Source organism: Labrenzia sp. THAF191a, assembly GCF_009363335.1.
GTDB classification, from domain to species: Bacteria; Pseudomonadota; Alphaproteobacteria; order Rhizobiales; family Stappiaceae; genus Roseibium; species Roseibium algicola.
On sequence record NZ_CP045335.1, the window covers coordinates 445,518 to 472,473 of the forward strand.

A 26,956-nucleotide genomic window follows, 5' to 3' on the forward strand; every position below is an offset into this window, starting at 1 on the left:
GCAAAGGGCCACCGGAGACTAATTTCAGGCTCGTTCACCAGTCCATCGCCGCAGGCTGTCTCCCGGATCGATCCCCGCCGTTGCGAGCGCCCGGGCAGCAATCTGCCGGGTCATTTCCTCTATCGTTGAAAGGCCCAGATAAAACGGAGGCACCGGCGGTGCGACGATCGCACCCATGCGGGTAACCTTGAGCATTGCCTCCAGGTGCCCTTCGTGGAGCGGGGCTTCACGTGCCAGCAGGACAAGTGGCCTGCGTTCCTTCAGGGTGACATCTGCAGCGCGCGCCAGCAGACCCTCCCCCGTGCCGTAGGCTATGGCTGCGAGGCTGCGCATGGAACAGGGCGCGACGATCATGGCATCCATCTGAAAGGATCCGCTGGATATGGGTGCGGCGATATCCGAAGCGGCATATTCTTGCGTCGCGAGATCGTGGATTTCCCGGCGGGCCGCATCACCCAATTCAAGCTGTATCGTCCGTTCCGCCGCAGCGCTCACCGTGGTGAAGGTTTCGAGCTTGAGTGCCTTGCACAACCGCAGAAGTTCAAGTGCAATTGCCGCACCCGATGCCCCGGAAATGCCGATTGCAAGTCGTTTGCGCCGGCTCATGGGTGCACCTCGGAATCAGATGTCTGAAATAGCTGCGCGAAGAGGCTGTCAGCGCGCTTTTCCATCTCCGCCGGCATGGTCAGTTTCTCCGCAAATATCCGTGTCGTATCAGCGCCTGTCTTGATCGTCGCATCGATGCCGAGCTTGCCGCCCAGTCCCTCGCGCGGACTGGCAAAGTCCAGTTGATCGACCGGGGTGCCGGTCAGGACGAGCAGGTCGCGCTCCGGGTCGGACCGTGTCGCGACAGCCCACATGACATCGTCCCAGTTCCGGATGTCGATGTCCTGATCGACAACGATCACGTATTTGGTCATCGAAAACTGCGGCAAGAGTGACCAGAAACCCATCATCGCCCTCCGTGCCTGACCGGGATAGGTCTTGGCGATCTGAAGGATCGCCACTCTGTAGGAACAGGTCGCAGGGGGCAGATGGACATCGACAATTTCCGGAATGGCCTGTTGCAGCAGCGGGCGGAAGAGATCCGTCATGGCCTCGCCGATAACAGAGGGCTCGTCGGGTGCCCTGCCTGTGAAGGTCGACAGATAGACGCAGTCCCGGCGCATCTTCATGGCCGTCAGCCGGAACACAGGATAATCGGCGGCTTCGTTGTAGTAACCGGTGTGATCGCCGAAAGGACCTTCCAGCGCCGTCTCTCCCGGCTGGGCCTCTCCTTCCAGGACAATCTCGGAACTTGCCGGGACATGAAGATCGATCGTGTCGCAAGGAGCGAGCCTTGATGGCGCGCCGTTGAAGATGCCGGCCAGCGCCAGTTCACTCACGTTCGCCGGAGCCGGGATAACGGACGCCAGCAAGGTTGCCGGATCACAGCCGATCACCACAGCAACAGGCATTGCCTCGCCTGACTGCTGCCACTGGCGATAATGCTGGGCACCGCCGCGAAACGGCAGCCAGCGCAGGATTGCCCTGTCCTTGTCCAACACCTGGATACGGTAGATGCCGAGATTGTAGCTTCTGGGGTCGTCCTTGCCGGGACGACGGGTGACGACCATTCCCCAGGTGATCAGCGGTCCCGCATCGCCCGGCCAGCAGGTCTGTACCGGAAGCTGCGAAAGGTCCGGCTCAACCCGCTGGAGTTCCTTGGGAACGCCTGTCATCTTCGGCCTTGAATTAAGCCCTGCCTTTGCCGCCTGGACCAGGGTTCCAGCCTCCCGCCAGGAAGCGGGCGGCTGCGGGCTGCGCAAGCTGGCCAGAAACTGTCCGAGATCGGGCAGGTTTTCGGAGTGAAGACCCAGTCCGTTCGCAACGCGCTTCGAGGTGCCGAAGAGATTGATCAGAAGGGGTGCGGCAAAACCGCCCCGGTCTGCCCGGACTGGATTGGAAACCAGGACCGCGGGACCGGCACTCCCGATCACTTTCTGATGTAACGCAGTCGCTTCAAGATGAACATCCACGGGGGTGTTCAGGGTTTTCAGATCGTCCTCACAACCCAGAAAGTCCAGGAATTTCCGCAAGTTGGGAAAGGGAGGCAGGTCGCGACCGGTCTTTTGCATCGTGGTTCCAGCAAGACATGCGCGTGTGGCAACACGCTGCTCAGAGTGTCCGGCGATATCGGCAGAACGACCGATGCTCGCCTTGATAATTGTCAAGTTGGCAAGGGGCGATGCCGGTCTAGGCTCCGCTCACAGAAAGTGAGATCCGGATGCAAACACACCCCTCTTCGGAAAGCCTGCCACCACTCGTTTCCTCCCTTGTTTCGCCCCTTCCGAAACCCCCAATGGAAGCGCTGTTGTCTACCCTCACGAAACGCCTCGTCGCACGCCGTCCGGATCTGATCCGCAGGCTCGGCGACGTTGTCCAGGTGCCGATCGCGATCGTGCCGGACGATTTGCCCCACGCCTTTCTTCTGTCACTGGACGCGGACAACTCCAGGGTCCGGATCTGCGACAAGAGCCGGATCGGCGATGCCAGGGCGATCGTGCGCGCTCCCTTTCTGGTACTGCTGGGACTGCTGGACGGCACCTATGATGGCGACGCCCTGTTCTTCAGCCGTGATCTTCGTATCGAAGGCAGGACAGAGCACGTGTTGGCCCTGCGCAACACGCTGGAAGAGGCAGACCTCACCCCGGGCGAATTCTTCGGCCTGAGCGGACAATCGGCCGACTGGGTGAACACCTTCAGCGACAAGCTGCTGGGCCAGGTTCGTGCCTTTGCGCAAAAATCCGCCCAGGCTGAATCTTCCCGGCAGAAACTCTCATGAAATCCCCTGAAGCTAAACCTATGGAACTGGTTTGCCCGGCGGGAACACCCGCCGCATTACGCGCAGCAGCGGAAGCCGGTGCCGACGCGATCTATTGCGGCCTTGCAAACGAGACCAACGCGCGCAACTTTCCCGGGCTGAACTTCTCGCCGGAAGAGCTGGCGGAGGGTGTTGCCTTTGCCCACCGCAAGGGGTCCAGGGTGCTGGTCGCGATCAACACGTTTGCCCGGGCCGGAGATGTCGGTCTGTGGCGAGAGGCTGTCGATACGGCCGCGCAATGCAGGGCCGACGCGGTCATTGCCGCAGATCTTGCCGTTCTTGACCACGCGGCAAGCAACCATCCTGCCCTGAGGCTTCATCTGTCCGTGCAGGCGGCCGCCAACACGCCCGAGGCGATCCGGTTCTATGCGGACACTTTCGGGGTGAAGCGCGTCGTCTTGCCCAGGGTGCTGTCGGTGCCTGAAATCGCGAGCCTGAACAAGGAAATCAATGTCGAAACCGAGGTCTTCGTATTCGGCGGGCTTTGCGTGATGACTGAGGGCAGATGCTCGCTTTCCTCCTACGCCACGGGCAAGTCGCCGAACCTGACCGGCGTGTGTTCGCCGCCGGAACATGTCGACTACACCGAAGACGCCGACGGCAAACTTCAGGCCCGGCTCGGCGGGTTCACAATCGACAGTTTCGAGCAAGGCCAGGCAGCCGGGTATCCGACGCTCTGCAAGGGCCAGTTCACCGCGGAAGGCAAGACCGGCTACCTGTTCGAGGATCCGGTTTCCCTTAATGCCTTCGAGCTTCTCGGAGACCTTTCCAAGGCGGGTGTCACCGCGCTGAAAATCGAAGGTCGCCAGCGCGGCAAAGCCTATATCGCGGGTGTCGTCGGTGCGTTCAGGAAGGCCGTAGACAGTCTTTCAAACGGCGCTGACCCCGGTCCGGCCATCGGCGCCTTGAAGGCCTTTTCGGAAGGCGGCCGTCAGACCGCAGGCTCCTACAAGAAAACATGGCGATAAAAGATGCCGGACAATCCGAATATTGAACTTGCGCTCGGGCCCTGTTTCTTCAACTGGTCTACAGAGCGGCTTGTCGACTTCTACCGCGGCATCGCCGAGGAAGCGGACATCGATCGCGTGTATCTGGGTGAAGTCGTGTGCGGCAAGCGTATGCCGTTCACCGATGCGATCTGGCCGGACATCATGGAGATGCTGACCAAGGCCGGTAAACAGGTGGTCCTGTCGGGGCTTGCGCAACCCGTCAACAAGCGGGAACGAGAGATCCTGCGCCAGCAGGCCGGTTACGACATGCCGATAGAGATCAACGATCTGTCGATGGTCCCAGGCCGTGCCGGCCAGGAATTCACGGCCGGCCCGTTTCTGAATGTCTACAACGAAGCCAGCCTCAGACTGCTTGCCGACAGAGGAGCCACGGCCTGGTGCCCTCCGGTCGAACTGCCTCTTGTTTCGATCCAGAAAATCGCCGCGCTCGTGCCGGAGGTGGACATTGAACTATTTGCGTTCGGCAGGCTTCCACTCGCACTCTCCTCCCGTTGTTATCATGCAAGGGCACATGGGCTGCGCAAGGATGCCTGTCAGTTTGTCTGTGATCGCGACCCAGACGGAATGAACATCGCCACACTGGACGATCGCAGGTTCCTGGCGGCAAACGGAATTCAAACCCTGTCGGATGCCGTTCATGTTGCGGGCGTAACAAGCGGACAATTGCAGGCAATGGGTATCCGCCGGCTGCGCCTGTCTCCTCATTCGCTAGACATGGTGAAGGTCGCAGGAAGCTTCAGGCGGTTTCTGGACGGCGATCTGACATGTGAAGACTTGAGTGCAGAGCTCACAGGCCAAGGCCTGCCCGGCCCTGTCTGCAACGCCTATCTCGCAGGAGATGCAGGATGGAAGACAGCGACACTCCCGGCCTGAGACCGGGCATCGAAGCGCGAAGCGAACCGTTTCCGGATGTCATCGAGCAGATCCACCGTGAACTGCAACGTCTGGACATGCCCTGTACGTGCAAGGAACAACTGGACCGGACGATCGTCGCCATAGAAACCTGGAGAACCCTCAAGCTGCAGAAGGACCTGACCGGCAATATCGAGACAGAGTATGCGCAGTTGGCTGCCGGTATATCCTTCCTGAGCGATCTGGCGCTCCTCAGTCGCAAGCCGCTGACAGCGCAGGAGATGGTCGATCATGCCGAAAGCCTCAAGTTTCTGGCAGATATGGCGGATCGGTGTGCCCGGCGGCTGACGGAACTGGCCAGAATTTCCGGCAAGTCTTGAAGACCGCCGCCTTACGGCATCAGCGTTGCCACGGGATCGACACCTGCAAACAAGGGGTGCGCAACAGCCAGGACGATGTAGAGCACAAACCCTGCCGTTGCCCTTATCAGGATTGCTTGCCAGTTGACCGACACCTCTCTGGATGAACGCTTCATGTCGGCAAGCAGGCAATTCCAGGTATTGCCCATTTCCCTTTGTTTGCGCCGGTCGATCAGTCTCATGCCAGCCAGAGAGAAAACCGCAAACGTTCCGAACAGGATGACGTGTGCCAGATCTCCGTTTGGAACCACATGCGCTACCGACCACAGAAACGCAGCCACCAGGATCGGGTGACGCATCAGGCCAACGATGCCTGGGCGCTCGGGATCGAACCGGTTGTTGTGCCGCCCGCCGAAGGAGAACGGGTTTGGTGCACCGACCCCGAAGGCGAGGATCAGACAGACGGGCAGCATCATCAATACGGGTAAAAGGGTCTGCCAGGGCTCCCAGCGCCAAAGCGCAACGTATGGCGCATCACGGGCTGCCACAATCAGCCACCACAGGATCACCAGCGAAAGCAGCGAATAGCAGAGTGAAAACCCGCGCGGTGAGAGGAAGGCGACCAGAAGGGGACGTATCGGCGGCCTGACCAGAACCATGTGGGAGGCGAAAAAGACCAGGAAGGCCGCGATAAAATTGAGCCAGTTGAGGCTGGGCATGGATGGGGCGCTCTCTTCGGGAACACGTTTCCGGAACCTGGCAGCTCCGTCGATATACATGACTCTTATAGTCATAAATCCAATCCGACTTGACGATGGTCAAGACACTTGCAGACCCGCCTTGGAATCATGAGCCAAGGGCCCTTCGGCCTGTTTTATCTTCAGCTGCATTTGCCGGTCGGCCGGCAGAAACACCCTGAAAGGCAAGCTCATGATGGCAACTCATCGTTTCGGGGCATTGGGCGGCCCTAACCGGATCCCGACAGTGTTGACCGCCGGGTTCAGGTTCTTTTTCCTGTCCGCAGGCATTTTTTCGGTTTTTGCCATGTTCGCCTGGACAGTCTGGCTCGGTGTGCACGCTGCCGGAGGCACCTTTGTCTCCACACCCCTGTCCATGGCTCCGCACCTCTGGCACGCGCATGAAATGGTTTTCGGCTACACGGCTGCCGTGATTGCGGGGTTCTTCGTGACAGCGGTGCCCAACTGGACCGGAACGAAGGAAGCCGGTTCGCTGTTTGTCATTGCCAGTGGCGCGGTCTGGCTTGCGGGACGGGTTGCCATCTGGTTTTCCAACGGCATCGACCCGGTGATCGTTGCCGCGGTGGACCTTGCCTTTGTCCCGGTCCTCTCCACTGCCGTACTCGGGCGCCTCGCTCGCAAATCCCAGGCCCGCAACATGGTGTTCCTGGCTCTGCTGACGGCTCTCCTTACCGGTAATCTGATGATGCATATGGAGTGGGTCGGCTGGACGGACGACACCGCCCAGGCCGGCGTTAGAATGGGGATTTTCACCAGCACGGCCATGATCGCGATTATCGGCGGCCGGGTCGTGCCGGCGTTCACGCGCAATGCCCTGCTTCGGGCGGGCTATCAAGGGCCCCTGCCCGTGTCGCGTGTCTGGCTGGACCGGGCAGGTATCCTGCTTGTGCTGCTGACAGCTCTCGCATTCCTGCCGTTTGTGCCTGAAGTGTTGCGTGGTGGGCTTTGCCTGGCGGCCGGGCTGGTCACGCTGTTACGTCTTGCCGGCTGGCAAGGCTGGGCGGCGCGAAAGGAACCGATCCTCTGGATCCTGCATGCCGCCTATCTGCTGCTTGGGTTCGGGTACCTGGTTTACGGCGTGACTTTACTGACCGGCGAATACTCCGAAACCGCTGCCCTGCATCTGCTTGCAGCCGGCGCGATCGGCAGCATGACACTTGCAATGATGACGCGCGCCTCGCTCGGTCACGCGGGTTTGCCGTTGAAGGTTTCGAAGCCGATCGTGCTCGCCTATGTGCTTCTGATCGCCGCCGCGCTGGTGCGAAGTTTCGGGCTCGGCGCCCTCGGCTATTTCGAAACCATGTTGCTGTCGGGCGGTCTGTGGATCGTGGCCTTCGGTTTGTATGTCGGGGTCTATTTTCCGATCCTGACGACGCCTCGAACACGGAAATAACAATATTTATCAAGGCGCTCGCCACAGGTGAGCGCCTTTTTTTCATCTCCCCCGAAATCGATTCCGACACGCTTCGTGAGTTGTGGTCTTCAATGAACCCTGGATCGCGCCACGCGGATCTAGCGCCGAAATGTGAGCAGGAAAGCGAGCGTTTCCCTTCCTGTCCAAATGCTAGCTTCCATTCTTCACGCCTGTTCCACACCAAGAACGCCGCGCCTTCCTCTACAAAAGGCGCTGCCCGGATACAGCATCTCAATCCTGAACTTGGCTGGCGGTTGGTCGACACAAACGGCCCAAAGCTGCCTTTTATTGGTGGAACCGCATGCTGCGCTGAGGCCCGCTATACCAGCCATCGGCTGCTGCGTTGTCTACCTCACTGCCAAGGCCCACTCATCGGACAATGTGAGCTTTCGCCGCAGATGCGCCAATGACTGCTTTCGGGACCGCCGCGCCCACACCTATTGAATTGGCCCGCGCCAGAAAAGTCCGGGTTTTGCATATCTTGCACGGCGTGGAGCTGGCCAGTCTTGCCTCTACCGTGGGGCACTTGCCATTATTTAAATAGATATTTATATAGACAGATGTTAATTTAAGAGAGGCTTGGCATTGACACCTGATCTCGCTTTTGCCGCGCTCGCCGACCCAACCCGCCGGGCCATCATTGCGCACCTCGCGGGAGGCGAGGCTACGGTCGGAGAAATCGCCCGGCCCTTTGCCGTAAGCCAACCGGCGATTTCGCACCACCTCAAGGTTCTCGAAGAAGCTGGGCTCATCACGCGCCGGGTAGACGGCACCCGCCGACCATGCCGTCTTGCCGATGGTGCACTTGAAGAAATTGAAGGATGGCTCGCGTTGCTGCGTCGCGGCCTGGAAGCCAACTACGACCGCCTCGACGCGGTGCTCGCTGACATGGCGACGGAAGAGGCCTCAAGGAAAAAGGACTGACTATGACCAATGCCCCCCTTTCAATCAAACTCGACGGCGAGACCGACCTTACGGTTACACGCCACTTCCATGCACCGCCGGCCTTGGTGTATCGCGCGCATACCGACCCGGAGCTTGTGCAAAGATGGATGCTTGGCCCGCCTGGCTGGTCGATGCCGGTCTGTGAGATGGATGTGCGTCCCGGCGGTGCGTTCCGTCACGAATACAGCGACGGGGCTGGCGCCGGTTTTACCATTATCGGGGAATATTTGGCGCTGGAGCCCGACCGACGGATTGTCCATGTGGAACGGATGCTGATACCGGATCCCACACCGGACAACAACATCGACACACGGTTCGAACCCGACGGCTCCGGCACGAGGATGGTTCTGCGCATGTCCTTGCCCGACGCGGGGACCCGCAAGGCAATGCTCGAGACCGGCATGGCTGATGGCATGGAGGCCAGTTACGCGAACCTTGACGCGCTGGACGTTGCGGAACTTGAAAGTTGAAAGCCAAATTGATGAGCAATCACAAGACAATAACAGGTCCGGTCATTGGCGGTAAAAGCGCGGTTCTAGCAGCATCGACAGGCGCGGCTTTTCTTCTCCTAACCGCTTTGCATTTGTTGCGCCGAGAGGTTGACCCGACCTGGGTCTTCCTCAGCGATTACATGCTTGGCAACTGGGGCTGGCTGATGCGGTTTACCTTCGCAGCGATGGCTCTGGCGCTCGGAAGTTCAGCGGTAATCCTGGCCGTGCTTCTTCACGGGTGGGTCCGCTGGATTGTATCAGGCCTGCTTGGTTTGGCCGCGTTCGGAATGGTCATCGGCGGAGTATTTCCGCCCGATCCCACCGGGACTCCAATAGAGGCGCTGACAGGAACCGGAACCCTCCACGTAATCGGGGCGTCGCTGGATTTCACCCCTATCGCTGTCCTGATTGGAAGCATCGCTTTGGCACGCCAATCAGGCTGGCGCGGGTTTGCGTTGTGGCTTGTTGCGATATCCTTGTTCGCGGTTGTTGTGATGGTGGCGTTTATCATGTCCATGCCGCCCGATCATGTATTCGGACCTGAAACACACAGCGCTCTCATCGGTCGCCTGCAATGGCTAAGCTATTTTGCCTGGTTTGTTGCGCTGGCTTTTGCGGCTTACCGCGGGCGACCTGAAGAGCCCCACGCAACAAGGGGGCATTGAACCATGACTGAAGACCTTGAGAATTTCCTTGAGAGCCGTGTTCAGCAACAGTTTCACGATATCGTCCGCGCATTCGTTTCACAGATGGCGCTTGTTGCGCCAGAGGCCTCCTTTCGTATGCGCGGTGGAACGGAGACGTACTATTCAGTGCCTGTCTTCAAAATGAACAGAGACGTCGTGGCGATCAGTCCGACAAAGACTTGCGTCACCTTCTCTTTCACGAGGGGTGCCCATTTTGATGATCCATTCGACATGTTGCGCGGGTCTGGCAAGCATTCCAGAACCGTGCAGGTCAAAACCATGGAAAACTACCCGGAAGAACCGTTCCGGCACTATATTCGTCAAGCAATTGAACTGGACATGAACTGACTCGTGGCAAACGCCCGCAGCTTGTCAGGTAACGGAGCCAGACATTTGTTCGAAGTGCAGCATCTGCCAAATTGGGCTCGAAGCGGACTTGCCGTGGCACCGCATCCCGACCGAGACCTTGCCTGGCAGCTGGTTAACACAAACTGGACCATTGCTGTCATTCAACACTTATTGGTCCAGTGGCTGCTTTGCGTCACCTAAGTCGTCATGGGTTCGAGTGCTGCGCTGAGAGGCACGGCGATATGGCCTGCACTCAATCCGAATTTAGATAAAAGACGCCCCGAGCCCCGCAATAGCAAAACGTGCCTTGTGGGATCCCTGTTTCAAAATTGGCGACTTGACACTAATGACAAGGCCCCCGATTGTATCGGCCATGGTTCCCGAAGGCTGGCCGCCAACGGGATTAAAAGGGAACACGGTGAGGCGTAGCCAGAAGGCACCAAATCCGTGACTGCCCCCGCAACTGTGAGCGGCGAGCGAACCTGAAAACTCCACTGGGTCAAACCGGGAAGGATCAGGCAAGCAGCGACCCGCAAGTCAGGAGACCTGCCATTTCATCTTCAACCTCAACCCGGGCGGGGTGTCCCGGAGGAGCGAGTGACATGGCATTTCAGCGTCTGCTGACACAATTGCACATTCGGTTCGCCAACGCCCCGCGCTTTCGCGGAGGGCGATATGGACCGGACAGACCTCGAATCGTCTCAAACAAAATTTCAGCCATCTGACATCGTCTCGAGCCTGGGCCCGCCCGCTACACGCGCCATGCGCCAGCAATGCCCTAGAAAAGAGCTTGTCACATCAGCTTTCTGTAATGTAATAACATTACTATTTGACGAGCCTGAACACCTCTCGAACAAGAGCGGGCAGCGATGAACAGACAAGATATCAAACGGTTTCGCGCATGCGGCTCTCATCACGCCGCCATTCGTATTTCCGCACGCTCTCTCTGATGCTCCTCTTCCGGCACGTCTGCAGATCCTGCGGTTCCCGCTGAACAGCAATCGCCAGCTTCAAAATCGCCTCTCACATCTATTCCCTCCCGACAAACTTCGGAGCAAATCAATGACACCGGCACCAATCCCAAGCGCGTTTGCGCGTCTTTTAAAAGTAGCAGCCTTGGCGCTGCTGGCAGGAGCGCCCCTGGCGGCCGCGGCGCAGGAGAACATGGCTGCGCCGGAAGACCAGGTGCTACGTCTCGTCACGGTGAATATGCCGCGCTCGCTCGACCCGACCAACATCGATGCCCAGCGGCTTATTGACAACGGCTTCGCCGAGCCGCTTGTTTATGAATCCTTCGATGGCACGACGCTCTTCAAGGGCCTAGCCGTCAGCTGGGAGCTGGTCGAGCCGACCCTGTGGCGGGTCGAGTTGCAACCGGATGCCGTCTTCTGGAGCGGCGCGCCCGCCGATGCAGAGGCCGTTGCCGCCTCGCTGCGCCGGCACCAGGAAAACAATCCTCGCGCCCGTAGTTCCCTGAAGGACGTGGTGTTCACGCCGGTCGGAAAGACGACGCTGGAGATCCGTACCCTGTCGGAAGATCCAGCCTTTCTCTACAAGACGACGACACTCGCCATCGAGAACGTCGCCATCATCGACGAGCTCGGCGATCAATATGCGACGACGGGTGACATGACCGGCTATTTTCGGCCGGTGGAATTCGTCCCGGGCGAGTTGATCGCTGGTGAACCCTTTGAGAACTATCACGGCAAACAGCCCCTGCTCAAACGCATCGAGGCACGTTTCGTAGTCGATCCCCAGACCCGCTACCTCGCAATGAAGTCCGGCGAAGCCGACATGGACGGCAACGTGCAGTTCGAGCAATTGCGTCTTTACAGGCTCAGCAAGGACTTCACGATCGCGGAACTGCCACGCAGCACGTGGAACATCTGGATGAACTACGACAATCCGCTGCTGAAAGACCTGAAAATGCGCCAGGCCATCAGCCTCGGAGTCGACCGTGACGAGATCGTCAATTCGATCATGGCCCCCTTCGCCGTCATGCCGACCGGGCATTTTCCGGCCGGCCTTCCCTATGCGATCGACCGGACGCAGGTGTCGGACGCCGAAAAGGCGAAGGCTCTTCTCGACGAGATGGGCTGGGTGCCCGGCAGCGATGGCATCCGCGAGAAGGATGGAGAGCGGCTCGAATTCGATCTTCTGACCTACGGCTGGTGGAACACCATCGCCGTCGCGCTGGAGTCCCAGATGCGTGAGATCGGTGTGGCGTTGAACCTGAAAGTGGTGGAACCGGCCGCCTCGAACCAGATCATGCTGGATGGCGCCTTCGACATCGCCACCTACTGCTCCTGCCCGAAGCCGACGGGCGACCTGCACGGCACGCTGAACCAGTGGTACCACACCGACTCCGTGCGCAACTGGCAGGACTATTCGAACGCCGATGTCGATGCCCTGCTCGACGAATTGCGCACCCAAACGGACCAGGAACGACGGTTCGAGCTGGCCAGACAGATCCAGGACATCGTCTTCGATGACACCGGCCTTGTCTGGGTATCGAATACGGCCGTTCTTTCCGTTGCCTTTGCGGCCGATGTGCGCGGCGTCGACCCCGAACGCCCCCGGGACATCACCCCGGGCATGTATATCGCGTCCGAGTAACGCCGGCCCATGCTGCGATATGCACTCAGGCGCGCGGCGGCCGCCGTCGCCGTCCTCTTCGGGACAACCTTGGTGGTCTTTCTGCTGCTGCGGTTCATCCCGGGGGACCCGGCGACGGCCGTCCTTCTCACGATGTTCGATCCGGGAGCGGGCAGCGCCGAGCTCACCATGGCCGACATCGAGGACCTGCGCACGAAACTCGGGCTGTCGGATCCGCTCCCCGTCCAGTACTCCAATTGGTTGGGCCAGATCCTGCAAGGAAACCTGGGAACCTCCCTGCGCAGCCGGCAGCCGATCCTCGGCGAACTGGCGCTACGCATCCCCGGAACGCTCATCCTTGCCGGTGCGTCGCTTGTTGTCATGTTCGCAATAGCGATTCCGAGCGGCATTCTGGGCGCGCTTTACGCCGGACGACCGGTCGACCATGTGACCCGGATCCTGAGCCTGACGGGGGAATCCCTGCCGAACTTCTTTCTGGGTGTCCTGCTGATATATCTCTTCGCGATCCAGCTCGATTGGCTGCCGGCCATCGGCCGGAAAGGTCCGGAGAGCATCATTCTGCCCGCCATAACGCTCGGCACGGGCATTGCCGCCGCCACCTCGCGTCTTCTGCGCGCAAGCCTGCTCGACACGCTTTCCCAGCCCTACATGCTGATGGCAGAGGCGAAAGGGCTGCCGCGTGGACGGCTTCTCATGCGCCATGCGCTGCGGCCTGCCCTGATCCCTGTGCTGACGTCCTCCTCGCTTGTCGCGGGCGGGCTTCTCGGCGGCGCCGTTGTGGTGGAAACCGTCTTTGCCTGGCCCGGTGTCGGCCGCTACATGATCGAGGCCATCGGCGGGCGCGACTATCCGGTCATCCAGGGGTTTACCCTCTTCATGGCCGGCCTGTTCGTCATGCTGAACTTCAGCGTGGATATCCTCTACCGCTTCCTCGACCCCCGGGTCCGCGTGGAGGAACAGGGCCATGTCTGACCGGTTCGGCAGAAACCTTGCCACAAGGCTGCGGTGCGACCCGCCCGGCATTGCCTTGCTCGCTATCGTCGCGGTCCTTGCCGGCATGTGCCTCCTGGCGCCGCTGATCACCAGCGCCGATCCGCTGAAGACTGATTTCGCGGCAATGCTGCTTCCGCCGAGCCTGGCGCATCCTCTCGGCACCGACGATTTCGGACGCGACGTTTTTGCGCGGCTTCTCTATGGAGGCCGGGCCTCCCTGGCTGTCGCGGTCGTCGCGGTCGCGATCGTCATGACCGTCGGCGTTTCGGTCGGGATTGTCGCCGGCTATTTCGGCGGCATTGCGGATCTCGTGCTGACCAAGGTGATCGATGTCCTGCTCGCCTTTCCGCGCCTGGTGCTCGCCATCGCGGTCGCCGCGCTCATGGGCGGCGGCATGCTGCCGCTCATCGTCGCCATCTCGGCAGTCGCCTGGCCAAGCTATGCCCGGATCATCCGGGCCTACACCATGCAAGTCTCGCAGGAGGGATACGTTCTGGCGGCGCGCGCAATGGGGACCCCGGCCCGAAAGGTGCTGGTCCATCACATCGCGTTCAACCTGATCGGACCGATCCTCGTGCTGGCCATGCTGGACCTCGGCAACCTCATCCTCGCCATATCCGCCCTGTCATTCCTCGGCCTCGGCATCACGCCCCCGGCGCCTGAATGGGGCGCGATGCTCAACGAGGGCCGGGCGATGATGGAACTTGCACCCTGGCTGGTGGTGGCTCCCGGAACGGCAATCTTCCTGGTCGTTCTTGCCGCCAACTATTTCGGCGACATCATAAGGGACAGTACCGAAGGACGCGCCGTCCATGGTCCGCGCAACTGGCTTCGCCTGAGGTCCCGGCGCAAGGCGGCTTCCGCGGCGGAGATTGCTTTGAGCGGACAGGCATCGTCGGCGCCGCTGCTTGCCTTCGACAATGTGACAGTCGATGTCACCGATCGGAGATCGCCCTATTTCGGCCGGCGAATCCTTGACGGCGTCAGCCTGAATGTCCGGCGCGGTGAATGTCTCGGCCTGATCGGGGAAAGCGGATCCGGCAAGAGTACGCTGGCATCGCTGGCCCTCGGCCTGACGCGACCTCCCCTCGCCCTCACCTCCGGTGACGTCAGAATGTTCGGCGCGGAGACCGGAAACTGGATCTGGGACGACTGGCGGAAAATTCGCGGCAATCAGGTTGCCCTGATCAACCAGGACCCACTGTCCGCACTTAATCCGGTTTTGCGGATCGGCGAGCAGATCGGCGAGACCATGGCCGTGCACCGGGGCGGCTCGCCGGCGGAGATCTCTGACCGCGTCCGGGAAGTTGTCGGCGAAGTCGGTTTGCCGGAAAGGGTCATCGGGCAGTATCCGCATGAGCTGTCAGGCGGCATGCGCCAGAGGGTCGTCATCGCCATGGCGATCGTCAACCGCCCTGCACTGCTGATCGCGGACGAACCGACGACGGCACTCGACGTCTCTACGCAGATCCGCATTCTCGACCTCCTGGCCAGCCTTCAGGAACAATACGGTCTCGGCCTCATGTTCATCTCTCACGATCTTCGCGTCGTCTCGCGGGTGGCCAGCCGGGTCGTCATCCTGCGCTCCGGAAAGGTCGTGGAGGAAGGTGAAACGTCGCGGCTGTTCACGGCCCCGGAGGACGCCTACACCCGCGAACTGATGGACGCGATCCCGGGCCAGCGCAGGCTTCACAAGCAAATGTTGGAGGCTTGAAGCATGTTGTTGCTTGAAGGCGTCGCCAAATCGTTCAAAAGCCAGCAGGCTGTAACGGATGTGTCATTCGAAGTCTCTGCCGGCGAGATCGTCGGGCTCGTGGGGGTTTCCGGTTCGGGCAAGAGCACGATCGCAAGATGCATTCTCGGGCTTTCCCGGCCGGACCGGGGAACAATCTCCTGGAACGGTCAGCCGCTTGCCGCACGAGAGGTCCGCCGCCTCGCGCGGCGCGAGATCCAGACCGTCTTCCAGGATCCCCGGTCCAGTCTGAACCCGCGTTGGACGGTACGGCGAATCCTTTCCGAACCGCTCGACAACTGGTTCGGCTCAAGCCCCCGTGGGGCGCGGACAGCACGGCTCGAGGCGCTCCTGGCGCAGGTCTCGCTGACGGGCGATCTGCTGGCGCGCTATCCGCACGAACTCAGCACTGGCCAGTGCCAGCGCATCTGTATCGCCCGCGCCCTGGCGCCGGAGCCGAAACTCCTCGTCCTTGATGAGCCGCTTTCGGCGCTCGATGTGTCCGTCCAAGCAAGGGTCCTGCGGATCCTCAGCGACCTGCACGAGCGGACCGGCATCAGCTATCTGCTGATCACCCATGATTTCGCGGTGGTCCGCGACATCTGTCAGCGGGTCATCGTTCTGGACAAGGGGCGGATCGTCCAGAGCGGAACGGTGGAGGACGTCCTGGACCGTGCGAGCGACGCCCGCACCAGATCGCTTCTGGCCGATGTGCTTCCGCTTGCCTTCACAACGCCGCCCACCGACACCGCGATCACAGACGGAGCCGCAAGACATGAGTGATGCACTTTCGGAATTCACCATTGTGCCGGTCGCGGAGATGTCTCTCGGCGAGACACCGCTCGACTGGCCGGACCGTCCGGATACCCTTGCCGGAACACTGGAGATCGCGGGACAGATCGGCGAGCGCTTCCCGTTATTGCACTCCGGTCTTGCCGGGCCGGATGTCCTGGCGGCTGACAACCTCACCGACGCGGACATCGCGCGCGGCATTGCCGACCGCGGGCGCGATGTCGGCAGCGACGAGGACAGGGTCGCATCGGTTCTGTTTCTTCAGACATATGTCTACAGGGTTGCTGCACCCATGCTGGCGGCCTGGGTGCTGCACGGCAGGATCCCGGACGTCACCGCATCCAATCTCGTTCTCCGCTTCAACGGCATCGGACGGCCCCAGGACGTGGCAATGAAAACGCCTCGTGTCTACGCTCTTCCCGGCGACATCACGCGGGACGCTGAGACCGTTACTGTGACGGACCTTACGGATGCCGCCATCAGGGTTCTGCTCGACGGCCATCTCCTGCCCATGACGGAGCGCCTGCGCCAATCACGGAAAATGGGATTGCCGCTCGCCAGGGGTTCCGTCGCCTCGCAGATCGGCATGGCGCTGACCTTCATAGATGCCCAGAGCGCCGTGCCGTGGCAGACGACTGCCCGAATTGCCGTGGAGTTCTTCGAACGAACCGCTGACCTGATTGCAGGACAGGGCAGATCAGGCGACATGCATTACAAGCAGCTTGGTGACCGGGAGGGGGTGACGTTCCGGCGGGGCACCTGCTGCCTCGTCTATCGGGTGCCTGGCAAGGGATACTGCGGCGGGTGCCCGCTCCGCAGCAAGCCGGAACTCCTCGACACCTGGAGCACACGCCTCCTCGCCCGTCCGACAGACAATCTCGTCACGCCGCATGGGCGCTGCGACCTGGAGAGCTAACAGGTTTCGACCGCTCAAAAGCCGTTGACTGACCGGGAAAACCCGCTCGACGGCCATCTGGCCGGAACCCCATCAGAAATCCCAGTCCTCGTCTTCCGTCGCGACCGCCTTGCCGATGACGTAGGACGAACCGGAGCCGGAGAAGAAGTCGTGGTTCTCGTCCGCGTTCGGTGACAGGGACGCCATGATCGCAGGGTTCACCTGGCAGACGCTGTCCGGAAAAAGCGGTTCGTAGCCGAGATTCATGAGCGCCTTGTTGGCGTTGTAGTGCAGGAAGTGCTTCACATCTTCCGTCAGCCCGACGCCGTCGTAGAGGCTTTCGGTGTATCGGCTCTCGATCTCATAGAGATCGAACATCAGCGCGAAGGCGAAGTCCTTGACTTCCTGCCGCTCGGCCTCCGGCAGCCGTTCCAGCATGCGCTGGAACTTGTAGCCGATGTAATAGCCGTGCACGGCTTCGTCGCGGATGATCAGGCGGATAAGATCGGCCGTGTTGGTGAGCTTTGCCCGGCTCGACCAGTGCATGGGCAGATAGAAGCCTGAATAAAACAGGAAGCTCTCCAGGAAGACGCTGGCGATCTTCTTCTTCAGCGGCGAGGAAACCGTGTCGTACTCATCCAGGATCAGGCGGGATTTTGCCTGAAGGAACTCGTTCTCCTCCGACCAGCGAAAGGCCTCGTCGACATCAGCCGTGCGGCAGAGCGTCGAGAAAACGGAAGAATAGCTGCGCGCATGCACCGCCTCCATGAAGGCGATGTTGGTGAGGACCGCTTCCTCGTGCGGTGTCAGCGCATCTACCATCAGTGCAGGTGCGCCGACCGTGTTCTGGATCGTGTCGAGCAGGGTCAGGCCGGTGAAGACCCGGATGGTCAGCTGCTGCTCGTCCTCGTGGAGCGTTGCCCAGCTCTGGATGTCGTTGGAAAGCGGAACCTTTTCCGGCAACCAGAAATTGACCGTCAGGCGGTTCCAGATTTCCAGATCCTTGTCGTCTTGAAGCCGGTTCCAGTTAACCGCCTTGGGCACCTTGTGCGCTTGGCCCGATACGGGGGTGTGAATGGTCATGATCAAGGTTCCCTAAAGTGAGCAGGACACGCAGCCCTGCACTTCCGTGCCCTCAAGGGCCATCTGGCGCAGGCGGATGTAGTAGATGGTCTTGATACCCTTCTTCCAGGCATAGATCTGGGCGCGATTGACGTCCCGCGTCGTCGCGCTGTCGCGGAAGAAAAGCGTCAGGGACAGGCCTTGGTCGACATGCTCGGTCGCGGCCGCGTAAGTATCGATGATCTTCTCGGGACCGATCTCGTAGGCATCCCGGTAATAGTCGAGATTATCGTTGGTCATGTAGGCAGCCGGATAATAGACCCTGCCGATTTTTCCCTCCTTGCGGATCTCGATCTTCGAGACGATGGGGTGGATCGAGGATGTGGCGTTGTTGATGTAGCTGATCGAGCCGGTTGGCGGAACGGCCTGGAGGTTCCGGTTATAAAGCCCGTGCGCCATGACAGCTTCCTTCAGCGCCAGCCAGTCCGCCTGGGTCGGAAGATCGATGCCAGCTTTCTCAAAGAGTTCCTGCACCCGACCGGTTTTCGGTTCCCACTCGCGCTCGGTGTATTTGTCGAAGAAGGAACCGTCGGCGTATCTGCTCTTCTCGAAGCCCTTGAAGCTTCTGCCGCGTTCGCGCGCCAGGGCATTGGAGGCCCGGACGCAGTGATAGGCGACCGCGCAGAAATACATGCTTGTGAAATCGACACCCTCCTCCGAACCGTAGTGGATGCGTTCACGGGCGAGATAACCGTGAAGGTTCATCTGTCCGAGACCGATGGCGTGGCTTTCGTCATTGCCCCGGCGCACAGACGGCACGCTGTCGATGGCGCTCATGTCGGAGACAGCTGTCAGGGCCCGGACGGCGGTTTCCACCGTCGCGCCGAGATCGCCTCCGTCCATCGCCTTTGCGATGTTCAGCGACCCGAGATTGCAGGAAATGTCCGTGCCGAGGTGGCTGTAGGAGAGGTCCTCGTTGAACTCGGATGCCTCGTTGACCTGGAGGATCTCCGAGCAGAGGTTCGACATGTTGATGCGGCCGTCGACCGGATTGGCCCGGTTGGCGGTATCCTCGAACAGGACGTAAGGGTAACCACTCTCGAACTGGATCTCCGCGATCGTCTGGAAGAAACTGCGCGCCCGGATCTTCTTCTTGCGGATGCGTGGGTTGTCGACCATCTCGCGGTATTTTTCCGTGACCGAAACCTGCGAGAACGGCATCTCGTAGACCCGTTCCACATCGTGGGGCGAGAACAGATACATGTCGTCATCTTCCTTCGCGAGTTCGAAGGTGATGTCCGGGATCACGACGCCAAGGGACAGGGTCTTGATGCGGATCTTCTCATCTGCGTTCTCGCGCTTGGTATCAAGGAAGCGCAGGATGTCCGGGTGATGGGCGTTAAGGTAGACAGCGCCCGCGCCCTGGCGTGCGCCAAGCTGGTTGGCGTAGGAGAAACTGTCCTCCAGAAGCTTCATCACCGGAATGACACCGGAAGACTGGTTCTCGATCCCCTTGATGGGCGCGCCCGCCTCGCGAATGTTGGTGAGCAGCAAAGCAACACCGCCACCGCGCTTGGAAAGCTGGAGTGCGGAATTAATGCCGCGTCCGATGGATTCCATGTTGTCTTCAAGACGCAGCAGGAAGCAGGAGATCAACTCGCCGCGCTGTTTCTTGCCCGCGTTGAGGAAGGTCGGCGTTGCCGGCTGGAACCGGCCAGAAATGATCTCGTCCATCAGCCGCATGGCGAGATCCTCGTCGCCGGCAGCCAGGGTCAGCGAAACCATCACCACCCGGTCCTCGAAACGCTCCAGGTAACGTTTTCCGTCGAAGGTCTTCAGCGTGTAGCTGGTGTAATACTTGAAAGCACCGAGAAACGCTGGGAAGCGGAACTTGCGGGCATAGGCAGCTTCGAAGATCGCCTTGACGAAGACCGTGTCGTATTGTTCCAGCACCTCGTTTTCATAGTAGCCCTCGCGCACCAGATAGCCGAGTTTTTCCTCCAGCGAATGGAAGAAAACCGTATTCTGGTTGACGTGCTGGAGGAAATACTGCCGAGCCGCCTGACGGTCGGCGTCGAACTGAATTTTGCCGTCCGTGTCGTATAGGTTCAGCATTGCATTGAGCGCATGATAGTCGAGGTTTGCCGCCGGTGCTGCAGGGCGGTCTAGGACTGTCGTTTCCAAAATTCTGTCATCCCGTGTTGGACGCGGTGGAGGTCGGTTTCGGTTCCGGCAAGCTCGAAACGGTAGAGCAGCGGAACGCCGCATTTCTTCGACACGACATCTCCGGAATAGGCAAAATACGCCCCGAAATTGCGATTGCCGGAGGCAATGACGCCTTTCAGGAAGGATCGGTTGGCGGCATCGTTCAGGAACCGGATCACCTGACCGGGCACAGCGCCCCGCCCCTCTCCATCCGAAAAGGTCGGCAGGATCAGGAGAAAGGGGGCATGGACAACAGGAAGCGTTTCCGACCTGTTCCGCGGGATGCGGAGTGCCGGGTTTCCAAGTTTTTCGATGAACCGATGTGTGTTTCCCGAAGCGCTCGAAAAGTAAACGAGCCGTGTCAAGGACCTAGCTCAGGGCTGCGATCTTGTCCGGACGGAACCCGGCCCAATGATCACCGCTGACTTCAACGACCGGCACCTGCTTGTAGCCGAGCGACTGCACGTGCTCGAAGGCATTCGAGTCTTCACTCAGATCGATGACCACATATTCGACGCCGCGCTGATCGAGGGCGCGATAGGTGGCGTTGCACTGAACGCAGGCAGGCTTGCTGTAAACGGTGACGGTCATGTCTCTTGCACCCCGAAGATGTTTCCAGATTGTGGACGGATGGAGGCACGAGAGAACATGTGGGAGGCACATGCCTTCAAGCGTCGCCCGGACCCGCCGTCCGCTGACGTTTTTCGCTCAAGGCAGGTCTCCTGGCTCACGGGTCGAGGCCATGTCATCCGCCTTCCCGGGGAATCCCAGTGGTTTATGGACAACGGCTCGCCGTTCACAGTTGCGGGGGCAGCGCCGGATTTGCCTTTGGTAGAGCGCACCGGCTTCCCTCTTAGCCGGCAATTCAAAAGAATCGCCAGACCCTGAACACTAGATACAGTATGGGTCGCAAATTTTAAGTCAACATGAAGCGCCAAAAGCTGATAATTTGGGTGGGGAAAATTGGCTTGAGGTCTGAACTTCACTACTCCAGCGTCGTGTCGAGACGCAGACGGCCTGTAGAACTTACACCAATGGAAAGCCTGCCAAGAGATTAGCGCATTGCCTTCAGTCAGACGCCTCTTCCAGGGTGTTTTTCTCAACCTGGGGTACGATTTGTAGAGTTCCATGCCTAACCGAACGCTCAGCGATGACGTGCTCTGCGAAGTGCTGCACTTCGGAGGTTGGCCCTTTGAGAACCCCGATTTCCAGACAGTTGTCGTGATCTAGGTGCACATGCATGCTGGCAACCGTCAGGTCGTGATGATTGTGAAACGTGCTGGTCAGACGCCGCGCCAGATCCCGTGAAGCATGGTCGTAGACATAGCTGAGCACACCAAAGCAAGGCTGACGGGTGTCGGACGTTCGCGCTGCCTGTCCGAGCCCTGCGCGTGCCAGGTCCCGGATTGCTTCAGACCTGTTCTGATATCCCCGCTCCTCAATCAGCTTGTCCAACTCATCCATCAGATCATCGTCCAGAGTGATCGTTACACGCTGCATTGCCATACCTCGAATGAGTATGATGTTTTTCTATAGACATCATACTTTTTGACTCATAGTGTCTGCCGACAGCGGCGACAGCCACGGTCCGCCTGACTCGTCCGGCAGGATATTAGGAGCGATTTCATGACAATGCCAATCTCCGGAACATTGAGCCTCATCGCGTTCTTCCTTTGCCTCGGGATTTCCACGACCGCACTGGCTGCCCCTAAATCCGAGATCGTGCTTGCCATCGGCGGCGAGCCGGATGAAGGCTATGATCCGCTTCTCGGATGGGGCCGCTACGGACATCCTCTATTCCAGTCGACCCTGCTGACGCGCGACGCGCAAATGCGCACCCAGCCCGAGCTTGCGAAGAACTTGTATTTGTCCGAAGACCGGTTGACCTGGACCATAGAGCTTCGTCCGGATGCCAAGTTCTCGGACGGCAGCCCTTTGACGGCAAGAGACGTGGCCTTCACCTTCAACCACGCGAAAACCGCGGGCGGTGAGCTCGATCTCGGTGTCCTAGAGCTGGCAAAAGCAATTGACGACACGACCGTGAAAATCACGCTGTCCCAGCCCTGGATCGCCTTTTCAGGTTTCCTGTTCACGCTCGGTATCGTCCCGGCGGACAGCTACGGGCCGGAATACGCCCGCAAACCTGTCGGTTCGGGCCCTTACCAGATGGTGTCGTGGACCGAAGGCGAGCAGCTCATCGTCAAGAAGAACCCCTACTACTTCGGAAAGCAGTCGCCCTTCGAGCGGATCACGTTCCTGTTTACGAGTGAGGACACCAGTCTTGCCGCCGCCCATGCCGGCCAGGTTGACGTTGTGTCGGTTCCGGCGACTGCGGCCGATGCGCCGCCCGCCGGGTTCAAGCAGATCGCCGTGGACTCCGTCGACAATCGCGGCATGAGCTTTCCAATGCTGCCTGACGAAGGCAAAACTACGCCTGCCGGCAATCCGATCGGCAATGACGTGACGTCCGACCTGGTAATAAGGCAGGCAATCAATCTTGGAGTCGACCGGGAGCAGATCGTGGAAGTCGCCCTTTTGGGTCACGGGACGCCCGCCTACGGTCCAGCTGATGGTTTGCCATGGTCAAACCCCGAAGCGGCCTTAAGCTTCGATCCGCAGGCCGCCCAGGCACTTCTCGACGGTGCAGGCTGGGCGGTCGGCTCCGACGGCATCCGCAGCAAGGATGGAATTCGTGCCAGTTTCCCGCTCATCTTCCCGGCCTCCGACAGCACCCGGCAGGCCATCGTCGTTACGACCGCAGAACAGCTGAAAGCCATCGGCATCGAAGCGGTGCCGCAAGGCAAGAGCTGGGATGACATCGAGCGCCAGATGCACGCCAACCCGGTTCTCTTCGGTTGGGGCAGCCACAGCCCCCAGGAGGTGTACAGCCTATACCAGAGCTCGGTGGGTGGTCGGGGCTATTACAATCCCGGTTTCTTCTCCAACCCGGAGGTCGACGAGCACTTCGCATCGGCGCAGGCATCCGAGAGCCTTGAAGCCTCCTATCCGCATTGGCAGGCCGCCGAATGGGATGGGAAAGCCGGTTATTCAGGCAAGGGCCTGGCCGGCTGGGCTTGGCTCGTCAATCTCGACCACATCTACTATGTCAACGAGTGCATAGACCTCGGCCCGACCCAGATCGAACCTCACGGCCACGGCTGGCCGATCACGTCCCTGATTCAGCACTGGACATGGACCTGCGACTGATCTCATGACGAACAACTGGCCGATCCTCGTGGTAATCCGCATCGTGCGGCTGGCATTGTTGCTGGCCGCCGTTGCGGTCGTAGCATTCGCGCTGGCGAAGATGTCGCCTGTCGATCCGGTCCAGGCTTATCTTGGCCCGGCGATCTCCAAGGTCGGGCCAGAACAACGCGATCTCATCGCGCAGAAATGGGGACTGGATCAGCCCCCCCTCACCCAGTTCGTCAAATGGCTCGGCAACATCGCCCAGGGCGACCTGGGCACCTCCATGACGTATAACGCGCCGGTTGCGGAGGTGCTTGCAAAGCGTGTGCAGGCATCCCTGCCGCTCATGGGAATGGCCTGGTTGCTGTCGGGCCTTCTCGGCTTCGCGCTCGGTGTTACCGCAGGTGCAATGGCAGACACGTGGTTTGACCGCATCATTCGCACCTATGCCTACATCCTCGCATCGACCCCCACATTCTGGCTGGCGATCGTCCTGCTGGTGGTTTTTTCGGTCGGCCTCTCCTGGACACCTGTGTGCTGTGCCGCCCCAATCGGAGTTCTGCCTGAAGACGTGACGCTTCTGGAACGCTTGCATCATCTCATTCTTCCGCTGGTCACGCTGATGGTGCTCGGCGTGGCCCAGATCACCCTTCACACCCGCGCGAAAGTGATCGAGATCATGCAGTCGGATTTCGCGCTCTATGCCCGGGCCCAGGGCGCATCTCTCGCCGACGTTGCGATCAGGCATGGCGCGCGCAATGCTGCACTGCCGGCGATAACGGTGCTCTTTGCGTCGCTCGGTGAACTCTTTGGCGGATCGGTGCTGGCCGAGCAGGTTTTTGCCTATCCCGGGCTGGGGCGCGCCGCTGTGCAGGCGGGTGTCTCGGGCGATGTCCCCCTGCTTCTGGCCGTTGCGCTCTGCCTGACGTTGTTCGTCTCCGTCGGCAACACGATCGCCGACATCCTCTACCATGTCGTCGATCCCCGCATCGGTGCGACTCCCGACATGGAGGTCAGGCCTTGACTCAAGTGCTCGAGACAACGTCCAGCTCTTCTCCGCGTATGCGCATGAACAAGCGCATCCTCACGCTTGCCGCCACGGGGATCGGCGCTGCTGGCATAGCCTTTGTCGTTGCCGGGGCAATTGTCTTCGGCGACTTCGGCATCTCCCCCGACTTTTCCGCAAGACTTGCCGCTCCGTCCTGGGCGCACTGGTTCGGGACCGACCAGTTCGGACACGATATGTTCGCCCGAACCGTACACGGCCTGAATGTGAGCCTGTGGGTCGGCCTGATTGCGGCAACGCTGTCGGCCTTTATCGCGCTCGGCCTTTCGGTGTTTGCGACGACGTGCGGCCGCTGGGCCGACATGCTCGTGTCTTTCCTCGTGGATGCAACCATGGGCCTGCCCCACCTGGTGCTGCTGATCCTTATCTCCTTTGCCCTTGGCGGTGGCACCCATGCGGTGATCGTCGCCGTGGCGACAACACACTGGCCAAGGCTGACGCGTGTCCTCCGGGCCGAGATCCTTCAGCTTCGGCATGCCGATTTCATCGTCGTCTCCCGGCGGTTGGGTAAATCGTGGTGGTTTATCGGACGTCATCATTTCCTGCCCCACCTGTTGCCCCAACTGCTTGTCGGCCTGGTGCTTCTGTTTCCCCACGCCATCTTGCATGAGGCGGGCTTGACGTTCATCGGTTTCGGCCTTGAACCGACCAAACCGGCCATCGGCGTGTTGCTGGCGGATTCAATGCGCTACCTGACGGCCGGCAATTGGTGGCTTGGTCTCTATCCAGGCCTCAGCCTCTTGCTACTCGTCCTTTGTTTCGATGCGATCGGCAACGGGCTGCGCCTGTTGCTGGATCCAAGGCAGGCGCACCGATGAGCTTTCTTCGTCTCGATCAGGTATCGGTCGGTTTCACCCGCTACGACGGCCTCATTCGTCAGCGGGAACTTCGCATACTCGACGGCTTGAGCTTCGGGGTCGAACGGGGTGAGATTGTTGCGCTGATCGGAGCATCCGGTGGGGGGAAGAGCCTTCTTGCGCACGCAATCTTCGGCATATTGCCCACCAACGCGGTCGTGGGAGGCAACATCCGGATCGAGGGAACCAAGCTAGATGCTGCGCTCAGACAGAGGTATTGCGGAGCGCGGATAGTCCTGGTGCCGCAGTCGCTCAGCCATCTCGATCCGATGACCCGGTGCCGCAAGCAGATCGCCTGGGCAGGTCAGCGCGCCGGCCGTCAACTCGACAGCGGGAGCATCGACACCCTGCTTGTGCGCTACGGCCTCGATGAGGTGGCGGCAAACGCGTTTCCGCATCAGCTTTCCGGTGGAATTGCCCGGCGCATGATGATGGCCATCGCGACGGTAGGCGATCCGGATCTGGTCGTCGCCGACGAACCGACAAGCGGACTGGATCCCGCGAACTGTGCAAATGTCCTGGCCCACCTGCGCAATCAGGCAGATGCCGGAAAAGCTGTTCTCCTGATCACTCACAGCTTTGCCGAAGCGCTTCCGTTCGCGAACCGTGTCGCTGTCATGAAAGGCGGTCGCCTCGTTTCCATCGAAACCGCTTCGGATTTCGTGGGTGGCGGCGCGGCCCTCCGGTCACCGTTCGCGCGGGCCTTGTGGTTGGCATTGCCCCAAAACGCGTTCAGCGCTACGGAGGCGAAATGCTGACCGCAAATCGCCTCAGTTTCCGCTATGGCGCAAGAGCGCCCTATGTTTTGCGTGACGTTGCCCTCTCCATCCATCCTGGTGAAATCGTCGGATTGTCCGGCCCTTCAGGGCGGGGCAAGTCGACACTCGGAAGGCTGCTCGCCGGGCATCTGGAGCCAACAAGTGGGACTATCACAATAGACGACAGAGCAGGCTCAAATGGACAGTTCCATCCTGTCCAGTATCTGCACCAATCGCCGATCTTCGCGACAGATCCCCGCTGGCGCATTTCCAGGATTATCGCGGAAGGGTGGTCGCCTGATGAAGTCACCCGCACGGAGCTCGGTATCGATGACAGTTGGTATGCTCGCTATCCGCACGAGGTTTCCGGCGGTGAGCTGCAACGGGTCGCTCTTCTTCGCGCCTTGGCTCCCGGCTTACGCTACCTGATCGCCGACGAAATCACGTCCATGCTTGATCCGGTCGCCCAGGTGGAAATCTGGCAGTTCCTTCTCAAGCGCGTGCGGCAGGGCCTCGGCATTCTGGCAATCAGCCACGATCGGGCACTGCTTGAGCGCATCGCGACGAGGGTTGTCACAATCTGAGACAAATTGGTCTGGGGAGCCGCCCGGAAAGGATCTTCCCGCAGTGTGTTCAGGCGTGGGAGTGCGAAAAGCTCGTGAAAATCATCACGAGTCTGATCGCCACTTTCTTGATCTGTAGACAGGACAACAAAACCGTAATCGCGGAGAGGTACGGAACAAGGCCACCGGAGAGTCCGAAGAGGATCGTCTGCAAGGTCGAGAAGTGGCCGGGCTTGAGCTGCGCCTCGAGGTCGCGCTCATGCACCAGGGCACGTGCGTCCATGTGGGAATGACCGTGTCCATTTCCGTGGGCGTGCATCGTCCCGGTCTGCGGGGCAACGACATGCGTTGGTGCTTTCGGCCCTAATCGGTCATTCGTTTCATCTGCGAAGACGGCTAGCAATCAGACGCCGGCAATGCGGACGCTTTGTTGACCGTCCTGAAACGTGAAAGGAAACAGGCCCTCTTTTTCAAACAGCGTTTGAACTCTCCTGACATTCGG

General features: G+C 60.2%; 28 protein-coding genes and 2 riboswitches. Of the genes, 19 read left to right on the forward strand and 9 right to left on the reverse strand.

Translation table 11 applies throughout. The features are described 5' to 3' along the window. Positions 1-24: 24 nt before the first annotated feature. Positions 25-606 carry a UbiX family flavin prenyltransferase gene (locus FIV05_RS30440; protein WP_152512270.1) on the reverse strand — a complete coding sequence of 194 codons (582 nt, stop codon included), beginning with the start codon at positions 604-606 and terminating at the stop codon, positions 25-27. Continuing rightward, positions 603-2,117 (reverse strand): UbiD family decarboxylase, encoded by a 1,515-nt coding sequence (locus tag FIV05_RS30445; RefSeq protein ID WP_286202347.1) that lies wholly within the window; start codon positions 2,115-2,117, stop codon positions 603-605. Before FIV05_RS30445 ends, FIV05_RS30440 begins: the two co-directional genes overlap by 4 nt. A gap of 236 nt (positions 2,118-2,353) precedes the next feature. Here FIV05_RS30445 and FIV05_RS30450 point away from each other — a divergent pair, with 236 nt between their 5' ends. Genes FIV05_RS30450 through FIV05_RS30465 form a run of 4 tightly spaced genes read left to right on the forward strand, consistent with a single transcriptional unit; the run spans position 2,354 to position 5,105 of the window. Then, entirely contained in the window at positions 2,354-2,824 is a 471-nt protein-coding gene (locus FIV05_RS30450) for an SCP2 sterol-binding domain-containing protein (RefSeq protein WP_173014016.1), read from the forward strand. Continuing rightward, a complete protein-coding gene (locus FIV05_RS30455) occupies positions 2,821-3,831 on the forward strand; it encodes a peptidase U32 family protein (protein ID WP_152512267.1) in 1,011 nt (336 codons plus the stop codon). Before FIV05_RS30450 ends, FIV05_RS30455 begins: the two co-directional genes overlap by 4 nt. Positions 3,832-3,834: 3 nt before the next feature. Next, positions 3,835-4,746, forward strand: coding sequence for a U32 family peptidase (locus FIV05_RS30460; protein WP_152512266.1), 912 nt, complete (start codon positions 3,835-3,837; stop codon positions 4,744-4,746). Further along, positions 4,719-5,105 carry a hypothetical protein gene (locus FIV05_RS30465; RefSeq protein WP_152512265.1) on the forward strand — a complete coding sequence of 129 codons (387 nt, stop codon included), beginning with the start codon at positions 4,719-4,721 and terminating at the stop codon, positions 5,103-5,105. Before FIV05_RS30460 ends, FIV05_RS30465 begins: the two co-directional genes overlap by 28 nt. A gap of 11 nt (positions 5,106-5,116) precedes the next feature. Here the strand turns inward: FIV05_RS30465 and FIV05_RS30470 are convergent, their stop codons facing one another. Next, a complete protein-coding gene (locus tag FIV05_RS30470; protein ID WP_286202346.1) occupies positions 5,117-5,878 on the reverse strand; it encodes an NnrU family protein in 762 nt (253 codons plus the stop codon). Positions 5,879-6,014: 136 nt separating this feature from the next. Here FIV05_RS30470 and FIV05_RS30475 point away from each other — a divergent pair, with 136 nt between their 5' ends. The 10 genes from FIV05_RS30475 (at position 6,015) to FIV05_RS30520 (ending at position 16,775) form a co-directional block, all read left to right on the forward strand. Further along, positions 6,015-7,235 (forward strand): NnrS family protein, encoded by a 1,221-nt coding sequence (locus FIV05_RS30475; protein ID WP_152512264.1) that lies wholly within the window; start codon positions 6,015-6,017, stop codon positions 7,233-7,235. 606 nt (positions 7,236-7,841) lie between these two features. After that, positions 7,842-8,180 (forward strand): metalloregulator ArsR/SmtB family transcription factor, encoded by a 339-nt coding sequence (locus FIV05_RS30480; RefSeq protein WP_173014017.1) that lies wholly within the window; start codon positions 7,842-7,844, stop codon positions 8,178-8,180. A gap of 2 nt (positions 8,181-8,182) precedes the next feature. Then, positions 8,183-8,671 carry an SRPBCC domain-containing protein gene (locus FIV05_RS30485; protein ID WP_152512262.1) on the forward strand — a complete coding sequence of 163 codons (489 nt, stop codon included), beginning with the start codon at positions 8,183-8,185 and terminating at the stop codon, positions 8,669-8,671. After that, the gene (locus FIV05_RS30490; protein WP_152512261.1) at positions 8,668-9,357 is read left to right on the forward strand and encodes a DUF998 domain-containing protein; all 690 of its coding nucleotides are present in this window, start codon (positions 8,668-8,670) and stop codon (positions 9,355-9,357) included. Before FIV05_RS30485 ends, FIV05_RS30490 begins: the two co-directional genes overlap by 4 nt. 3 nt (positions 9,358-9,360) lie before the next feature. Further along, positions 9,361-9,726, forward strand: coding sequence for a DUF1801 domain-containing protein (locus tag FIV05_RS30495; RefSeq protein WP_055660900.1), 366 nt, complete (start codon positions 9,361-9,363; stop codon positions 9,724-9,726). A gap of 357 nt (positions 9,727-10,083) precedes the next feature. Then, positions 10,084-10,295, forward strand: a riboswitch (cobalamin riboswitch). A 493-nt stretch (positions 10,296-10,788) separates the two neighbouring features. After that, the gene (locus FIV05_RS30500; RefSeq protein ID WP_152512260.1) at positions 10,789-12,342 is read left to right on the forward strand and encodes an ABC transporter substrate-binding protein; all 1,554 of its coding nucleotides are present in this window, start codon (positions 10,789-10,791) and stop codon (positions 12,340-12,342) included. 9 nt (positions 12,343-12,351) lie between these two features. Next, entirely contained in the window at positions 12,352-13,314 is a 963-nt protein-coding gene (nikB, locus tag FIV05_RS30505) for a nickel ABC transporter permease (RefSeq protein ID WP_152512259.1), read from the forward strand. Continuing rightward, positions 13,307-15,049: a dipeptide/oligopeptide/nickel ABC transporter permease/ATP-binding protein gene (locus FIV05_RS30510; protein ID WP_152512258.1), complete on the forward strand. Its 1,743-nt coding sequence runs from the start codon at positions 13,307-13,309 to the stop codon at positions 15,047-15,049. Before nikB ends, FIV05_RS30510 begins: the two co-directional genes overlap by 8 nt. Before the next feature lie 3 nt (positions 15,050-15,052). After that, positions 15,053-15,850 carry a dipeptide/oligopeptide/nickel ABC transporter ATP-binding protein gene (locus FIV05_RS30515; protein ID WP_152512257.1) on the forward strand — a complete coding sequence of 266 codons (798 nt, stop codon included), beginning with the start codon at positions 15,053-15,055 and terminating at the stop codon, positions 15,848-15,850. Beyond that, positions 15,843-16,775: a (2Fe-2S)-binding protein gene (locus FIV05_RS30520; RefSeq protein WP_173014018.1), complete on the forward strand. Its 933-nt coding sequence runs from the start codon at positions 15,843-15,845 to the stop codon at positions 16,773-16,775. Before FIV05_RS30515 ends, FIV05_RS30520 begins: the two co-directional genes overlap by 8 nt. A gap of 72 nt (positions 16,776-16,847) precedes the next feature. Here FIV05_RS30520 and nrdF read toward each other — a convergent pair whose 3' ends face one another. From nrdF to nikR, 5 genes are all read right to left on the reverse strand, one after another. After that, positions 16,848-17,837 carry a class 1b ribonucleoside-diphosphate reductase subunit beta gene (gene nrdF, locus FIV05_RS30525; protein ID WP_152512255.1) on the reverse strand — a complete coding sequence of 330 codons (990 nt, stop codon included), beginning with the start codon at positions 17,835-17,837 and terminating at the stop codon, positions 16,848-16,850. A gap of 12 nt (positions 17,838-17,849) precedes the next feature. After that, complete coding sequence (gene nrdE, locus FIV05_RS30530; protein WP_152512254.1) at positions 17,850-20,000, reverse strand: class 1b ribonucleoside-diphosphate reductase subunit alpha; 2,151 nt, start codon at positions 19,998-20,000, stop codon at positions 17,850-17,852. Further along, positions 19,982-20,386 carry a class Ib ribonucleoside-diphosphate reductase assembly flavoprotein NrdI gene (nrdI, locus tag FIV05_RS30535; protein ID WP_055660870.1) on the reverse strand — a complete coding sequence of 135 codons (405 nt, stop codon included), beginning with the start codon at positions 20,384-20,386 and terminating at the stop codon, positions 19,982-19,984. Before nrdI ends, nrdE begins: the two co-directional genes overlap by 19 nt. A 4-nt stretch (positions 20,387-20,390) precedes the next feature. Next, a complete protein-coding gene (gene nrdH, locus FIV05_RS30540) occupies positions 20,391-20,612 on the reverse strand; it encodes a glutaredoxin-like protein NrdH (RefSeq protein ID WP_055660868.1) in 222 nt (73 codons plus the stop codon). Between the two features lie 103 nt (positions 20,613-20,715). Further along, positions 20,716-20,923, reverse strand: a riboswitch (cobalamin riboswitch). Between the two features lie 166 nt (positions 20,924-21,089). Then, a complete protein-coding gene (gene nikR / locus FIV05_RS30545) occupies positions 21,090-21,521 on the reverse strand; it encodes a nickel-responsive transcriptional regulator NikR (RefSeq protein WP_055661094.1) in 432 nt (143 codons plus the stop codon). Positions 21,522-21,647: 126 nt separating this feature from the next. On the opposite strand from nikR, the gene FIV05_RS30550 reads away from it, so the two are divergent. Genes FIV05_RS30550 through FIV05_RS30570 form a run of 5 tightly spaced genes read left to right on the forward strand, consistent with a single transcriptional unit; the run spans position 21,648 to position 26,475 of the window. Further along, positions 21,648-23,228 carry an ABC transporter substrate-binding protein gene (locus FIV05_RS30550; RefSeq protein ID WP_353622194.1) on the forward strand — a complete coding sequence of 527 codons (1,581 nt, stop codon included), beginning with the start codon at positions 21,648-21,650 and terminating at the stop codon, positions 23,226-23,228. 4 nt (positions 23,229-23,232) lie between these two features. After that, positions 23,233-24,234 carry an ABC transporter permease gene (locus FIV05_RS30555; protein WP_152512253.1) on the forward strand — a complete coding sequence of 334 codons (1,002 nt, stop codon included), beginning with the start codon at positions 23,233-23,235 and terminating at the stop codon, positions 24,232-24,234. A 5-nt stretch (positions 24,235-24,239) separates the two neighbouring features. After that, positions 24,240-25,094, forward strand: a complete 855-nt coding sequence (locus FIV05_RS30560) for an ABC transporter permease (protein WP_353622195.1) — start codon at positions 24,240-24,242, stop codon at positions 25,092-25,094. Then, positions 25,091-25,891 (forward strand): ATP-binding cassette domain-containing protein, encoded by an 801-nt coding sequence (locus FIV05_RS30565; RefSeq protein ID WP_152512252.1) that lies wholly within the window; start codon positions 25,091-25,093, stop codon positions 25,889-25,891. Before FIV05_RS30560 ends, FIV05_RS30565 begins: the two co-directional genes overlap by 4 nt. Then, the gene (locus FIV05_RS30570) at positions 25,885-26,475 is read left to right on the forward strand and encodes an ATP-binding cassette domain-containing protein (RefSeq protein WP_055660858.1); all 591 of its coding nucleotides are present in this window, start codon (positions 25,885-25,887) and stop codon (positions 26,473-26,475) included. Before FIV05_RS30565 ends, FIV05_RS30570 begins: the two co-directional genes overlap by 7 nt. Positions 26,476-26,524: 49 nt before the next feature. On the opposite strand, the gene FIV05_RS30575 is transcribed toward FIV05_RS30570, so the two are convergent. Then, entirely contained in the window at positions 26,525-26,737 is a 213-nt protein-coding gene (locus FIV05_RS30575; RefSeq protein WP_055660856.1) for a hypothetical protein, read from the reverse strand. Between the last annotated feature and the right edge of the window lie 219 nt (positions 26,738-26,956).

Excerpts from the sequence above, each read along its gene's own strand:
- nrdF (WP_152512255.1), bottom strand. The coding sequence starts at position 17,837 with ATGACCATTCACACCCCCGTATCGGGCCAAGCGCACAAGGTGCCCAAG.
- FIV05_RS30485 (WP_152512262.1), top strand. The coding sequence starts at position 8,183 with ATGACCAATGCCCCCCTTTCAATCAAACTCGACGGCGAGACCGACCTT.
- FIV05_RS30470 (WP_286202346.1), bottom strand. The coding sequence starts at position 5,878 with ATGACTATAAGAGTCATGTATATCGACGGAGCTGCCAGGTTCCGGAAA.
- FIV05_RS30460 (WP_152512266.1), top strand. The coding sequence starts at position 3,835 with ATGCCGGACAATCCGAATATTGAACTTGCGCTCGGGCCCTGTTTCTTC.
- FIV05_RS30455 (WP_152512267.1), top strand. The coding sequence starts at position 2,821 with ATGAAATCCCCTGAAGCTAAACCTATGGAACTGGTTTGCCCGGCGGGA.
- FIV05_RS30520 (WP_173014018.1), top strand. The coding sequence starts at position 15,843 with ATGAGTGATGCACTTTCGGAATTCACCATTGTGCCGGTCGCGGAGATG.
- nrdH (WP_055660868.1), bottom strand. The coding sequence starts at position 20,612 with ATGACCGTCACCGTTTACAGCAAGCCTGCCTGCGTTCAGTGCAACGCC.
- FIV05_RS30550 (WP_353622194.1), top strand. The coding sequence starts at position 21,648 with ATGACAATGCCAATCTCCGGAACATTGAGCCTCATCGCGTTCTTCCTT.
- FIV05_RS30500 (WP_152512260.1), top strand. The coding sequence starts at position 10,789 with ATGACACCGGCACCAATCCCAAGCGCGTTTGCGCGTCTTTTAAAAGTA.
- FIV05_RS30575 (WP_055660856.1), bottom strand. The coding sequence starts at position 26,737 with ATGGACGCACGTGCCCTGGTGCATGAGCGCGACCTCGAGGCGCAGCTC.
- FIV05_RS30555 (WP_152512253.1), top strand. The coding sequence starts at position 23,233 with ATGACGAACAACTGGCCGATCCTCGTGGTAATCCGCATCGTGCGGCTG.
- nikR (WP_055661094.1), bottom strand. The coding sequence starts at position 21,521 with ATGCAGCGTGTAACGATCACTCTGGACGATGATCTGATGGATGAGTTG.
- FIV05_RS30445 (WP_286202347.1), bottom strand. The coding sequence starts at position 2,117 with ATGCAAAAGACCGGTCGCGACCTGCCTCCCTTTCCCAACTTGCGGAAA.
- FIV05_RS30510 (WP_152512258.1), top strand. The coding sequence starts at position 13,307 with ATGTCTGACCGGTTCGGCAGAAACCTTGCCACAAGGCTGCGGTGCGAC.
- FIV05_RS30465 (WP_152512265.1), top strand. The coding sequence starts at position 4,719 with ATGGAAGACAGCGACACTCCCGGCCTGAGACCGGGCATCGAAGCGCGA.
- FIV05_RS30570 (WP_055660858.1), top strand. The coding sequence starts at position 25,885 with ATGCTGACCGCAAATCGCCTCAGTTTCCGCTATGGCGCAAGAGCGCCC.
- FIV05_RS30475 (WP_152512264.1), top strand. The coding sequence starts at position 6,015 with ATGATGGCAACTCATCGTTTCGGGGCATTGGGCGGCCCTAACCGGATC.
- FIV05_RS30565 (WP_152512252.1), top strand. The coding sequence starts at position 25,091 with ATGAGCTTTCTTCGTCTCGATCAGGTATCGGTCGGTTTCACCCGCTAC.
- FIV05_RS30515 (WP_152512257.1), top strand. The coding sequence starts at position 15,053 with ATGTTGTTGCTTGAAGGCGTCGCCAAATCGTTCAAAAGCCAGCAGGCT.
- FIV05_RS30440 (WP_152512270.1), bottom strand. The coding sequence starts at position 606 with ATGAGCCGGCGCAAACGACTTGCAATCGGCATTTCCGGGGCATCGGGT.
- FIV05_RS30495 (WP_055660900.1), top strand. The coding sequence starts at position 9,361 with ATGACTGAAGACCTTGAGAATTTCCTTGAGAGCCGTGTTCAGCAACAG.
- nikB (WP_152512259.1), top strand. The coding sequence starts at position 12,352 with ATGCTGCGATATGCACTCAGGCGCGCGGCGGCCGCCGTCGCCGTCCTC.